Source organism: Streptomyces sp. NPDC060064, assembly GCF_042736455.1.
Lineage (GTDB): Bacteria > Actinomycetota > Actinomycetes > Streptomycetales > Streptomycetaceae > Streptomyces.
The window spans coordinates 225681-238105 of record NZ_JBHWWF010000008.1 but is presented as its reverse complement, the minus strand read 5'-3'; the positions used below and the strand labels follow the sequence as shown (position 1 = coordinate 238105).

At 70.0% G+C, this 12425-nt stretch carries 11 protein-coding genes; 5 read left to right on the top strand and 6 right to left on the bottom strand.

The window, feature by feature from the left end:
- Nucleotides 1-209 precede the first annotated feature (209 nt).
- From ACFWDI_RS13295 to ACFWDI_RS13285, 3 genes are all read right to left on the bottom strand, one after another.
- A complete protein-coding gene (locus ACFWDI_RS13295) occupies nt 210-455 on the bottom strand; it encodes a chaplin (protein WP_327322729.1) in 246 nt (81 codons plus the stop codon).
- A 147-nt stretch (nt 456-602) separates the two neighbouring features.
- Nucleotides 603-1235 (bottom strand): response regulator, encoded by a 633-nt coding sequence (locus ACFWDI_RS13290; protein WP_385303587.1) that lies wholly within the window; start codon nt 1233-1235, stop codon nt 603-605.
- A 25-nt stretch (nt 1236-1260) separates the two neighbouring features.
- Complete coding sequence (locus ACFWDI_RS13285) at nt 1261-2406, bottom strand: GAF domain-containing sensor histidine kinase (protein ID WP_385303568.1); 1146 nt, start codon at nt 2404-2406, stop codon at nt 1261-1263.
- Between the two features lie 183 nt (nt 2407-2589).
- Here ACFWDI_RS13285 and ACFWDI_RS13280 point away from each other — a divergent pair, with 183 nt between their 5' ends.
- The 3 genes from ACFWDI_RS13280 (at nt 2590) to ACFWDI_RS13270 (ending at nt 5341) form a co-directional block, all read left to right on the top strand.
- Entirely contained in the window at nt 2590-3288 is a 699-nt protein-coding gene (locus tag ACFWDI_RS13280; RefSeq protein WP_385303567.1) for an SDR family NAD(P)-dependent oxidoreductase, read from the top strand.
- Nucleotides 3285-4352 carry an S-adenosylmethionine:tRNA ribosyltransferase-isomerase gene (locus ACFWDI_RS13275; RefSeq protein WP_385303566.1) on the top strand — a complete coding sequence of 356 codons (1068 nt, stop codon included), beginning with the start codon at nt 3285-3287 and terminating at the stop codon, nt 4350-4352. Before ACFWDI_RS13280 ends, ACFWDI_RS13275 begins: the two co-directional genes overlap by 4 nt.
- 284 nt (nt 4353-4636) lie before the next feature.
- The gene (locus ACFWDI_RS13270) at nt 4637-5341 is read left to right on the top strand and encodes a transglycosylase SLT domain-containing protein (protein ID WP_385303565.1); all 705 of its coding nucleotides are present in this window, start codon (nt 4637-4639) and stop codon (nt 5339-5341) included.
- 92 nt (nt 5342-5433) lie between these two features.
- Here ACFWDI_RS13270 and ACFWDI_RS13265 read toward each other — a convergent pair whose 3' ends face one another.
- The gene (locus tag ACFWDI_RS13265; protein WP_385303564.1) at nt 5434-7971 is read right to left on the bottom strand and encodes an FHA domain-containing protein; all 2538 of its coding nucleotides are present in this window, start codon (nt 7969-7971) and stop codon (nt 5434-5436) included.
- Between the two features lie 233 nt (nt 7972-8204).
- Here ACFWDI_RS13265 and ACFWDI_RS13260 point away from each other — a divergent pair, with 233 nt between their 5' ends.
- Both ACFWDI_RS13260 and serB read left to right on the top strand, forming a co-directional pair.
- The gene (locus ACFWDI_RS13260) at nt 8205-9839 is read left to right on the top strand and encodes a streptophobe family protein (protein ID WP_385303563.1); all 1635 of its coding nucleotides are present in this window, start codon (nt 8205-8207) and stop codon (nt 9837-9839) included.
- 73 nt (nt 9840-9912) lie between these two features.
- Nucleotides 9913-11130, top strand: coding sequence for a phosphoserine phosphatase SerB (serB, locus tag ACFWDI_RS13255; RefSeq protein ID WP_385303562.1), 1218 nt, complete (start codon nt 9913-9915; stop codon nt 11128-11130).
- 156 nt (nt 11131-11286) lie between these two features.
- Here the strand turns inward: serB and ACFWDI_RS13250 are convergent, their stop codons facing one another.
- Both ACFWDI_RS13250 and ACFWDI_RS13245 read right to left on the bottom strand, forming a co-directional pair.
- A complete protein-coding gene (locus tag ACFWDI_RS13250; protein ID WP_327322738.1) occupies nt 11287-11838 on the bottom strand; it encodes a histidine phosphatase family protein in 552 nt (183 codons plus the stop codon).
- A gap of 73 nt (nt 11839-11911) precedes the next feature.
- Nucleotides 11912-12118, bottom strand: coding sequence for a hypothetical protein (locus ACFWDI_RS13245; protein WP_326649030.1), 207 nt, complete (start codon nt 12116-12118; stop codon nt 11912-11914).
- Nucleotides 12119-12425 lie beyond the last annotated feature (307 nt).

Genomic DNA, 12425 nt, shown 5'->3' with positions numbered 1-12425 from the left:
CCACTCGCCGCAGGGGTACAGCGGTCCGCCGGAGGAAACCACCCACCGGACAGCAACCGACAGCGCCCCCGGCCCACCTCAGCCACATGACCGAGCAACTGAGGAAACCACCCACCGGACAGCAACCGACAACGCCCCCGGCCCACGCTCACCACATGACCGAGCACATAGGCAGGTGGTTAGGGGCCGGGGGCACTGATCGGAACCGGTCAGCCGTTGTAGCCGGCGTTTCCGAACGTCGGGTTCAGCGCGCCGATCACGTTGACGGTGTTGCCGACGACGTTCACCGGGACGTGGACCGGGGCCTGCACCAGGTTGCCGGAGACAACGCCCGGGGAGTGGGAAGCCTTGCCATTGGCGTGCGCACCGGTGGTGGCGGACGCCACACCGGCGCCGGCGGCGACGAGGCTACCGGCGACCATGGTGAGGGCAGCGGCCTTCTTCAGGTTCTTCACTTCGAAATCCTCCTGAGCTTCGCTGCGGCCGGCCGCCGCAGCACGCCATGAAGAACGGCCGTGAGTCGATCAGGATGCGCCGTACGGGTGACATACACCCGACGGTATGAATCTCCGATCTGAGCTGGACGCTCCGGTTGGCCCGTCTCAGCCCGCCAGACCGTGCCGCACGGCCCACAGCGCCGCCTGGGTGCGGTCCGCAAGATCCAGCTTCATCAGAATGTTCGAGACATGCGTCTTGACGGTTTTCTCGGACAGCACGAGCGCCCGGGCGATCTCGCGGTTCGACCGGCCGTCGGCGATCAGGCCCAGTACCTCCCTCTCCCGTTCGGTGAGGGTGCTGCCGCGGCCCGTGCCATTGCTCGGGTCGTCCTGCGAGAGCAGCGCGCCCGCGACCTCCGGCTGGAGCAGCACATGGCCCGCGTGCACGGAGCGGATCGCGCGGGCCAGCGCCTCCGGGTCGACGTCCTTATAGACGTAACCCGAGGCACCCGCGCGCAGTGCGGGGACGACGGTGCGCTGCTCGGTGAAGCTGGTGACGATCAACACCTTGGCGGGGTTCGACAGCTCACGGAGCTTACGGAGGGCGTCGATGCCGTCCATGCCGGGCATCTTGACGTCCATGAGGACGACGTCCGGCTTCAGCTCCTCGGCGCCGGCGACGCCCTCGGCACCGTCCGCCGCCTCGCCGACGACCTCTATGTCGTCCTGGATCTCGAGGAAGGTGCGCAGTCCTCGCCGTACCACCTGATGATCGTCGACCAGCATGACACGGATCATCCCGGTCCTCGCATGGGGCTCAGCCTCAGCCACCGGGCACCTCCATCTCGATCGTGGTGCCCTTTCCGGGCGCCGATTCCACGGTGAGCGTTCCGCCGACCCCGTTCGCCCGGTCCCGCATCGAGACCAGTCCCAGATGGCGGCCGGCCCGGCGGACCGCCTTCGGCTCGAACCCCTTGCCGTTGTCGGTGACGCTGAGGACCGCGCCCTGGCCGCGGCGGACCAGGACCACATCGACCTCGTCCGCGCCGGAGTGCCGCAGCGCATTGTGCAGGGCCTCCTGGGCGATCCGGAGCAGGGCATCCTCCTGGGCGGCCGGCAGCGCTCGGACACCGCTGCTGTCGAAGGTGACCCGGGCGGTGTGCGCGCGGTCGAGGACCTGAATATGCGTACGGAGTGTGTTGACCAGTCCGTCCTCGTCGAGGGCGGCGGGGCGCAACTCGACGACGGCGGCGCGCAGTTCGTCCGCGGCCTCCGCGGCGAGCACGGCGACCTGCTGGAGCTCGCCCTTGGCGCGGGCCGGGTCGCGGTCCACCAGGGCGGCCGCGGCCTGGGCGGTCAGCCGGAGCGAGAAGAGCTTCTGGCTCACCGCGTCATGCAGCTCATGGGCGAGGCGGGAGCGTTCCTCGGCGATGGTGAGCTCGCGGCTGCGCTCGTACAGCCGGGCGTTGGTCAGGGCTATCGCCGCGTGCTGGGCGAGGATGGAGAGCAGTTCCTCGTCCTCGGCGGTGAAGCCGCAGCCTCCGTCGGGCTTGGGACACCGCTTGTTCGCCAGGAAGAGCGCGCCGATGGTCTCGTCGCCGTCCTTGATCGGCAGGCCGAGGAAGTCGGACATGTCCGGGTGGGCGGACGGCCAGCCCTCGAAGCGGGGGTCCTCGCGGACATCGGCGAGGCGCTCCACCTTCGCGTCGCGGAGCATCGAGGCGAGGATGCCGTGCTGCCGCGGGAGCGGGCCGATCGCCTTCCACTGCGCGTCGCTGACGCCGTCGACCACGAACTGGGCGAAGCCGCCGTGGTCGTCGGGCACGCCCAGCGCCGCGTACTCGGCGTCAAGGAGCTCGCGCGCCGAGGCGACGATCGTCTTCAGCACGTCACGCACCTCGAGATGCCTGCTCATGGCGAGGAGCGCGGTGCTCACGGCGGCGAGGCCGGAGCTCGGTCGGTGACTCATGAACTCACCGTACCGGCGGGGTGTGACGGTCCGTATCGGGCCGGGGACGGCTACCGCTTAGGGCTCAGGACGTAGGTCGAAATCCCTTGGCCGGTGGGGTCCCGCGCACGAGGCGGTGCGCGGTGTCGCGTTCCTACGTTGGTGGCACCGACGCGGATACAGCGGAACAAGGGGATGGACATCATGCCGGTAGCGGTGATCACTGGGGCTTCGAAGGGCTTGGGGCGTGCGCTCGCGGCGGCCCTCGCCCGGCAGGGCTGGGATCTGGCTCTGGGGGCCAGGACCGCGAGCGTCCTGGAGGAGAGCGCGCGTCATATCCGCGCGGCGTACGGGACGCGTGTGGCGGCGGTGGCGGGGGATGTCACCGATGCCGGGCACCGCAAGGAGCTGCTGGCCGCGGCCCGTGAGCTCGGTGGTCTCGACCTGCTGGTGAGCAATGCGAGCGCGCTGGGGGCCGAGCCGCTGGTGCGGCTGTACGCGCTGCCGCTGGAGGGGCTGCGGGCGGCGCTGGAGACCAATGTGGTCGCCGCGCTCGGACTCGTACAGGAGGCGCTGCCGCTGCTGCGGGCGTCGGGGGCGGGCACGGTGATCGCGGTCAGCTCGGACGCGGCGGCGGAGGCGTACGAGACCTGGGGCGGCTACGGAGCCTCGAAGGCGGCGCTCGACCATCTCGCGGCGGTCCTCGCCGTCGAGGAGCCGGAGCTGCGGGTGTGGACGGTGGACCCGGGCGATATGCAGACGGATCTGTACGCGGCCGCGGTACCGGGCGACGACGACCCGCGACCGGCGCCGGAAACGGTGGCGCCGGCCTTCCTCCGGCTGCTGGAACAGCGACCCGTCAGCGGTCGGTACGCGGCGCCCTCGCTGCTGGATGCGCGATGAAGGTGCTGGAGTCGCTGTGGGTGCCCGAGGAGCTGTCGGCCAGGGTGCCTGCCGAGGAGCGCGGATCGGGTCGGGACGACGTACGGCTGATGGTCTCCCGCGGGACGGAGGTGTTCCACCACGCCTTCCGTGACCTTCCCGGGCAGCTGCGGGCCGGGGACGTCCTGGTGGTCAATACGTCGGCCACGCTGCCCGCCGCCGTCAATGGGCGGGTCGGCGGCGAGGCGGTCGTCGTGCACTGCTCGACGCGCGGGGACGACGGGCGGTGGGCGGTGGAGCTGCGCCGCCCGGACGGTGCGGGCAGCACTCTGCCGCGCGCCGGCGGGCCGGTGGGTGCGGTCGTACGGCTTCCCGGGGGCGAGCAGCTCGTACTGGAGACGCCGCTCGCGCCGGGCGGCGACCGGTTGTGGTGGGCGTCGGTGTCGGTGGATGTGCCGGAGCTGCTGCACCGGTACGGCAGGCCGATCCGGTACCGGTACACGACTGGGGACCAGCCCCTGGCCGCGTATCAGACGGTCTTCGCGCTCCCCTCCCCCGACGGGGCGGGATCGGCGGAGATGCCGAGCGCCGCGCGTCCCTTCACGGCGCGGCTGGTGGCGGCGCTGGTGAGCCGGGGCGTGCAGTTCGCACCTATCACTCTGCATACGGGGGTGGCTTCGGCGGAGGCGCACGAGCCGCCGTACCCGGAGCGTTTCGAGGTGCCGGCGACGACGGCGTGGCTGGTCAATGCCGCGCGGGCGGGCGGCGGGCGGATCGTGGCGGTCGGTACGACGGCGGTCCGCGCCCTGGAGTCGGCGGCGGGTCCGGACGGAGTCGTGCGGGCTGCCTCGGGGTGGACCGATCTGGTCATCACGCCTGGGCGCGGCGTGCATGCGGTGGACGGGCTGCTGACCGGGCTGCACGAGCCGGAGGCCTCTCATCTGCTGATGCTGGAGGCGATCGCCGGGCAGGCGGCGCTGTGCCGCAGCTATACCGAGGCAGTGCGCCATCTCTACCTCTGGCACGAGTTCGGCGACGTCCACCTCATACTCCCGGTCAAAGACGCTCACTCTTCGCATTGCTGAAGCAACGCATGGTGAGATCGACAGGTGCTCGATGTGAGCCCGAGCATAGGGCGTAGGTCACTTACGAACGTCTCTAGTAGGCACAAAAGGGGCATCTCACCCGGTAATCGGTAATGAGTGGGAAAAAGGCGTCATCGCGACGCCCCGATCCACTATCGCGGGTCGTACGTCACACCTTTGCCACAACATTTTGCTGCCGCTAAGAATTGCTCCCGTCGCCGCCGAGGAGCGCAGCGCCGCACCCGGCCTGATGCGACTTCCGCTATTCGAAGAGGTACGTCTGTATGTCCGCGTTCAGCACCCGCCTGACCAAGACCAACAAGGTCTCGATCGCCGGTATCGCCGCCGCTGCCGTCGCCGCCCTCACGTTCTCCCTCGTCCCGGGTAACGCCTCCGCCACCCAGACCGAGGCCCTCGCCGCCGCCCCCGTGGCCTGGAGCACCGGGACCGCCGCCGCGCAGACGACCGCTGTCCACGCGAGCATCGTCAAGCAGCAGACGGTTGTCGCCGCCAAGGCGGACGCTGCCGCCAAGGCAAAGGCCGCGGCTGCCGCCAAGGCCAAGGCCGAGGCCGAGGCCGCTGCCAAGAAGAAGGCGGCCCAGGCCGCCGCCAAGAAGCGTGCGAAGCAGCAGGCCGCCAGCCGCGCCGCCGCCCGCAAGCCGATCTACGCCAACAACCTTGACGGCTGGATCCGCGAGTCGCTCGACATCATGAAGAAGCACAAGATCCCCGGCACGTACGAGGGTCTGCACCGCAACATCATGCGTGAGTCCAGCGGCAACCCGAAGGCCATCAACGGCTGGGACATCAACGCGATCAACGGTGTTCCGTCGATCGGCCTGCTGCAGGTCATCAAGCCGACGTTCGACGCGTACCACGTCCCCGGTACGGCGCACAGCCAGTACGACCCGGTCGCCAACATCACGGCCGCGGCCAACTACGCCGCCGACAAGTACGGCACGATCGACAACGTCGACAGCGCCTACTGAGCCGCTCCGGGCGGTCCGACAGCTACGCCGAAGGGCGGCACCCCACAGGGGGTGCCGCCCTCGGCGCGTACACGGACAGATGCGCGGACGTGTTACTTGCGCATGACCTCCGGCTCGTGGCGGCGCAGCAGTCGCGCGACCGCGACGCCGCAGATGACGCCGATGGCGAGCAGGATCGTGATGTTCAGGCCCCACTGGCCCGCCGAGTGCTCCCACAGCGGATCCAGGTCGGTGGGCTTGTTCGGGTCCCACGGCGGCATCAGATGTGACAGGTCGAGCGTCGCGCCCGCGCCTGCGATGGCCCACCGGGACGGCATCAGCCAGGCGAACTGCTCCAGGCCGGGCGAACCGTAGACCTGGAAGAGGATGCCGGTGAAGACGACCTGGACGATGGCGAACATGACCAGCAGCGGCATGGTCTTCTCGGCGGTCTTCACCAGCGAGGAGATGACCAGGCCGAACATCATCGAGGTGAAGCCCAGCGCGATGACGACGAGGCAGATCTCGACGGCCGGAGGCATGATCAGGCCCTCTGCCGGCAGGTCGCGGGTGGCGAAGCCGATGCCGCAGATGATGACGCCCTGGATGGCCGTGATCACTCCGAGGACGATCACCTTGGACATCAGATACGCCGAGCGGGCCAGGCCGGTGGCCCGTTCCCGTTCGTAGATGACCCGTTCCTTGATCAGTTCTCGTACGGAGTTGGCCGCGCCGGAGAAGCACATGCCGACCGCGAGGATCAGCATGATCGTGCCGGCGTCGCCGTTGAACCTGCTCGGCGGCGTGGGCGGCGCGAGGCCGAACTTCGCCGGAATGACAACGCTGACCAGGCCCAGGACCGCGGGCAGGATCACCATCAGGCCGAGGAAGCCCTTGTCGGACGCGATGACCGAGGAGTAGCGGCGGATCAGCGTCCACAGCTGGGAGCCCCAGCTCTGCGGCTTCGGCGGGCGCATCTGCTGCGGCGGCGGCATGTGCACCGACTGCGCGGCGACGGCGTCGATGTCCGCGGCGTACATCTGGTAGTGCTGCGAACCGCGCCAGCGGCCCGCCCAGTCGTAGTCACGGTAGTTCTCGAACGCGGAGAAGACGTCGGCCCAGGTGGTGTAGCCGAAGAAGTTGAGCGCTTCCTCCGGCGGGCCGAAGTACGCCACCGAGCCGCCGGGGGCCATGACGAGGAGCTTGTCGCAGAGCGCGAGCTCGGCCACCGAGTGGGTGACCACCAGGACCGTACGGCCGTCGTCAGCGAGGCCTCGGAGCAGCTGCATGACATCGCGGTCCATGCCCGGGTCGAGGCCCGACGTCGGCTCGTCCAGGAAGATCAGCGACGGCTTGGTCAGCAGCTCGAGGGCGACCGAGACACGCTTGCGCTGGCCACCGGAGAGCGAAGTGACCTTCTTCTCCTTGTGGATGTCGAGCTTGAGCTCGCGCAGCACCTCGTCGATACGGGCCTCGCGCTCGGCCTCGGCGGTGTCACCGGGGAAGCGGAGCTTGGCCGCGTACTTGAGCGCCTTACGGACGGTGAGCTCCTTGTGCAGGATGTCGTCCTGCGGAACCAGACCGATGCGCTGGCGCAGTTCGGCGAACTGCTTGTAGAGACTGCGGTTGTCGTAGAGGACGTCGCCCTGGTTGGCGGGCCGGTAGCCGGTGAGCGCCTTGAGCAGGGTGGACTTGCCGGATCCCGAGGGGCCGATGACGCCGATCAGCGACTTCTCCGGTACGCCGAAGGAGACGTCACGCAGGATCTGCTTGCCGCCGTCGACCGTCACCGTCAGATGACGTGCGGAGAAGGAGACCTCGCCGGTGTCGACGAACTCCTCGAGCCGGTCGCCGACGAGGCGGAACGTCGAGTGGCCGACGCCGACGATGTCGTTCGGGCCGATGAGTACGGTGCCGGACTTGGCGATCGGCTGACCGTTGACATACGTGCCGTTGTGGGATCCGAGGTCGCGGATCTCGAAGCGGCCGTCGGGAGTGGCCACGAACTCGGCGTGGTTGCGCGAGACCTGGAGGTCGGAGACGACCAGTTCGTTCTCGAGCGCACGACCGATACGCATCACCCGGCCGAGGGCCAGCTGATGGAACGTGGTCGGGCTGCGGTCCCCGTACACCGGCGGGGCCCCCGCGACACCGCCCGCGCCGCCCGCGCCGCCGGGTCCCTGCTGGTGCGGGACCTGCGCCTGAGGTGGCTGCTGCTGCCAGCCCTGCTGCGGCTGCTGAGCCGGAGCCTGCTGCTGCCAGCCCTGCTGCGGCTGCTGGGCCGGGACCTGCTGCTTGACCGCCTGCTGCTGGGGCGCGGCTCCCTGGGCGCTGTACCCGCTCGCGCCGGCTCCGGAGAGGTTCAGCCGGGGGCCGTCGGTCGCATTGCCCAGGTGTACCGCCGAGCCGGGGCCGATCTCCATCTGATGGATTCGCTGGCCCTGCACGTATGTGCCGTTGGTGCTGCCGTGGTCCTCAATCACCCAACTGCGGCCGCCCCAGCTGATGCTGGCGTGCCGCCACGAGACCCTGGCGTCGTCGATCACCAGGTCGCCCTGCGGATCACGTCCGAGGGTGTATGACCTGGACGGATCGAGGGTCCAGGTCCTTCCGTTCAATTCCAGTACGAGTTCCGGCACTCCATGCCCCACTAGTTGTCCCCCGAGTTACCCCCATCGCAGGGAGTCTAGGGATGGCGAACATCGTGAGGAACTATTTCAGGCCCGATCCCGTATCCGAAAGTCGGGCCATGTGAAGACCGCCTTCGGGCCGGCCGTTGACGGAGGAGAAACACCCACGGAGAGTGGTAACCGCCCATGAGTGCGTACGGATCATGCGCGACCGGGGGCAACTGGGGCAAACCCAGAGGGATCGGGGGGTCCGGATGGACGCGAACGGCATTGGCGACCGGGTGCGTTGGGGCGATGTGCTGCTGGCGTCGATCGCCGCGGTGAGCTGGGCACTGGTCGGGATGGCGGGTGCCGCGGCGCTCGGACTTCACCTGCTGGGTGCGGATTCGGCGGCGGCGCTCGGGCCGATGACGGCCGCCGTCGTGGTGCTCGCGGTGGGCGGATCGGTGACGCCGACAGGCGATGTGTCCGCGTTCGGCCTGGAAGGTGCGCAGGCGCAGACCGCCGTCGACATCACGCCACTCGGGGTGGGCCTCTTCGGGGCGTTGTTCCTTGCGTACTTCTTCCTACGCTCGCTGCGTGGTGCGGGACCGTACATCTCGGGGACCGAACTCGCCGCGCGGGTGGGCGGGGTGGTGCTCCTCTTCGTCGCGACGGTCGGCGGCTTGGCGTGGGCAGGTCACGACGTCATCACGATCGACGGGGCGAAGCTGGGGCTCAACCTCGACAAGGTGCCGGGCGTGGGCGGTGACGGAGGCGGAATCGAAGTACCCGGCCTCGGCGACATCGGCGACATCGGAGGGCTGCTGCCCGACCGGCTCGGGGATCTGGTGGACGCCAAGGCGGCGGTGGGATTCAGCGTGAACACCGCGGATTCACTGGCGGGCGCGCTGTTCTGGGTGCTCGGCGTGCTGGCGATCGCGCTCCTCGCGTCACGGCGTACGCCACTGCCGCGCGGGGCGGCGTGGGCGGCGCTGCGGCGGACGGTACGGCCGGCCGCGTCCGCGCTGGCGAATGTGCTGCTCGTCGCGGTCCTCGCGGGGTACGCGGCGGCGGCATACGCGGCGATCGGCGACGACCACCCGAAACGGATCGCGGGCGCGGCGCTGCTCGGGGCGCCGAACGGGGTGTGGCTGGGGATTCCGCTGGGGCTGTTCGTGCCGTGGGACGGCGAGGCGACGGGCGAACTGGCGAAGTTGCTGCCCGATCCGCTGGACGAACTGCTGCGGGTCTCGGCGGACGAGCCTGCCACAGTCGGCAGGCTGGCGGAGCTGGACGGACGGGTGTGGCTGCTGGCGGTCGCGGCGGCCGTGACAATGCTGTGCGCGGGGGTGCTGGCGGCGTCGCGCACGCCGGTGGGCGGCCTGGGTGCGGCGGGGTTCGCGGGGCGCTGTGCGGTACGGCTGGGCGGGGTGACGGCGCTGACGCTGCCGCTGCTCGTATGGCTGACCGATGTCTCGGCGGACGCGTCGCTGTCGGTGCTGGGCCTCGACGCGTTCGGCGCCGGGATCGAGCTGCACGGGCAGCTGGGGATGGCGCTGCTGCTCGGGGCGGCGTGGGGTACGGCGACGGGCGGGGCGGGTGCGCTGCTGGTGTACGCGACGCGGGGCGGTGGCCGGGCCGAGTTTCCTGGGCAGGAGCCGGAGCAGGTCCCTGGGCCGGAGCAGGTCCCTGGGCCGTACCGGCCGATGGCGCCGTACCGGCCCTCGAACGACGACACGAACCCGTATCTGCGCCCACCGCCCGGGATCCACGGTGCGCCGACGATGGTGGGCCCGGTGGTGCCCCCGCCGCTGCCACCGCCACCGCCACCGCCACCGCCGCGCTACGCCGCCCCCGCCGACCCCGAGGAGGGCCCGCCGCCGGGCACCCCGAGCAGCGGCCGCTGAGCCGGGGTGCGCTTGTCCGCCACTCGGGACGCGCCGTCTCGGCGCGGCGTCCGCCAGATACGGTGGAGGCACCATGAGCGCACCGCAGAACTCCGACGTCCCCACCCTTCTCGTCAAGATCTTCGGGAAGGACCGTCCCGGGATCACTGCCGGGCTCTTCGACACCCTCGCCGCCTACTCCGTCGACGTGGTCGACATCGAGCAGGTCGTCTCCCGTGGCCGCCTCGTCCTGTGCGCCCTGGTCACCGCACCGACCGCCGGCGGGACCACCGAGGGCGAGCTGCGGGCCACCGTGCACAGCTGGGCCGAATCGCTGAAGCTGCAGGCCGAGATCATCTCCGGCACCGGCGACAACCGGCCGCGCGGCAGCGGCCGTTCTCACGTCACCGTGCTCGGACATCCGCTCACCGCTGAGTCGACCGCCGCCATAACGGCCAGAATCGCTGCCATCGGCGGCAACATCGACCGTATCTTCCGGCTCGCCAAGTATCCGGTCACCGCCGTGGAGTTCGCGGTGTCCGGTACGGAGACCGAGCCGCTGCGTACCGCGCTGGCGACCGAGGCCGCCGGGATCGGCGTCGATGTGGCGGTCGTGTCGGCCGGACTGCACCGCCGGGCCCAGCGTCTGGTCGTCATGGATGTGGACTCGACACTCATCCAGGACGAGGTCATCGAGCTGTTCGCCGCGCACGCCGGCTGCGAGGACAAGGTCGCCGAGGTCACCGCCGCCGCGATGCGTGGGGAGCTGGATTTCGAGCAGTCCCTGCACGCGCGCGTGGCGCTGCTGGCCGGGCTCGACGCGTCCGTCGTGGACAAGGTCCGCTCGGAGGTCAGGATGACCCCCGGCGCCCTGACCCTGATCCGTACGCTCAAGCGGCTCGGCTACCAAGTGGGCGTCGTGTCGGGCGGGTTCACGCAGGTCACCGATGACCTCAAGGTCCGGCTCGGGCTCGACTTCGCCTCGGCGAACACGCTGGAGATCGTGGACGGGAAGCTCACCGGCCGCGTCGTCGGCGAGATCGTGGACCGCGCGGGCAAAGCCAGGCTGCTGCGCCGGTTCGCCGCCGAGGCGGGAGTTCCACTCGCGCAGACCGTCGCGATCGGCGACGGTGCGAATGATCTGGACATGCTCAACGCCGCGGGGCTCGGCGTTGCCTTCAACGCCAAGCCGGTCGTGCGCCGGGCCGCACACACCGCGGTCAATGTGCCGTTCCTGGACACGGTTCTCTACTTGCTGGGGATCACCCGCGAAGAGGTCGAGGCGGCCGACGGCGAGGGCGAGGAGCACTGACCGGCCGACCACATGCGCGACCGCAGTACGCGGCCGATGTGCGAGGCCGATGTGCGAGGCCGATGTGCGAGGCCCCGGCGCGGGATCCGCGCCGGGGCTGGTTCATGTGCCGGGGCTGTTTCACATGCAGGGGCCGGCCGACGTGCCGGACAGGGGTCAGTCGTGCGGCGCCCAGTAGTCGAGCAGCGTGCCCACGCCGTGCTCCACGGACTTCCAGGAGCCACTGAAGCCGACGACCGCGTACGCCGCGGTCGGGAAGCCGCTCTGCGTCATCCGTGCCAGCGCGTCACCCTCGACCTTTCCGGCGAGGGCGTCGGCGAGCGCGTGGATCGCGGGGTTGTGGCCGATGACGAGTAGGTCGTTCACCTCGTCCGGAGTCTCGCTGAGCAGCGCGAGAAGATCGCCGAGAGAGGCCTCGTACAGCCGCTCCTCGTACACCGTCCTGGGGCGGTGCGACAGCTCGTGCACCGCCAGCTTCCAGGTCTCGCGGGTCCTGCTCGCGGTCGAGCACAGAGCCAGGTCGAAGGCGATACCGGTGTCGGCGAGCCTGCGGCCGGCCACCGAGGCGTCCATACGGCCCCGGTCGGCGAGCGGGCGCTCATGGTCGGACACCTGGGGCCAGTCGGCCTTCGCATGCCGGAGGAGGACGATCCTGCGGGTTTCGGGAGGTCCGGGGGGTGTCCCCCCGGAAGACACAGCGGCGCTCATGCACCCCAGCTTCGCATGAAATGCGCCAGCGGGCTCAGGGTGTTGACCGGCTCCCCCACGAAGGGTGAATCCGTCATCGGGACAGGGTTTGCTGAATGCGGTCGATCAATTGGCCCACTGCCGGGTCGCCGCCCGCGGCGTGCGCCTGGCCCGGATCCGCGATCAGCAGAAGCAGTACGACGAAGGCGAGCATGGGCAGGGCGAGTGCCCACCACGGCAACCGGATGTCGACGCTGCCCGCGGCCTTGGCGTGGGACCGGGTGTGCGTGTGGGCCGACATGGCCGCCTCCGTAGGTCTGCGGTTTGTTGCTTCAAACCTACGGATCATGGGCTCGTGGGCCCATCCGGTGACCCACCCACTTCACCCTGACCCTGACCCCCTAGGGGTTGGTGGTGCTAGCCCCCCCTTTTTTTGCGGCTCGGTTCCCCTCCGGGGCGCCTTGAGCGTCTGCCGACGGTCGATCGTGCTCGACCGCTCGTCCCTCATTTTCTGCGGCTCGGTTCCCCTCCGGGGCGCCTTGAGCGTCTGCCGACGGTCGATCGTGCTCGACCGCTCGTCCCTCATTTTCTGCGGCTCGGTTCCCCTC

Bases quoted from the DNA above. Each gene is read 5' to 3' on its own strand.
- ACFWDI_RS13260 (WP_385303563.1), top strand. From the start codon at position 8,205: ATGGACGCGAACGGCATTGGCGACCGGGTGCGTTGGGGCGATGTGCTG.
- ACFWDI_RS13280 (WP_385303567.1), top strand. From the start codon at position 2,590: ATGCCGGTAGCGGTGATCACTGGGGCTTCGAAGGGCTTGGGGCGTGCG.
- ACFWDI_RS13290 (WP_385303587.1), bottom strand. From the start codon at position 1,235: ATGATCCGTGTCATGCTGGTCGACGATCATCAGGTGGTACGGCGAGGA.
- serB (WP_385303562.1), top strand. From the start codon at position 9,913: ATGAGCGCACCGCAGAACTCCGACGTCCCCACCCTTCTCGTCAAGATC.
- ACFWDI_RS13250 (WP_327322738.1), bottom strand. From the start codon at position 11,838: ATGAGCGCCGCTGTGTCTTCCGGGGGGACACCCCCCGGACCTCCCGAA.
- ACFWDI_RS13245 (WP_326649030.1), bottom strand. From the start codon at position 12,118: ATGTCGGCCCACACGCACACCCGGTCCCACGCCAAGGCCGCGGGCAGC.
- ACFWDI_RS13285 (WP_385303568.1), bottom strand. From the start codon at position 2,406: ATGAGTCACCGACCGAGCTCCGGCCTCGCCGCCGTGAGCACCGCGCTC.
- ACFWDI_RS13270 (WP_385303565.1), top strand. From the start codon at position 4,637: ATGTCCGCGTTCAGCACCCGCCTGACCAAGACCAACAAGGTCTCGATC.
- ACFWDI_RS13275 (WP_385303566.1), top strand. From the start codon at position 3,285: ATGAAGGTGCTGGAGTCGCTGTGGGTGCCCGAGGAGCTGTCGGCCAGG.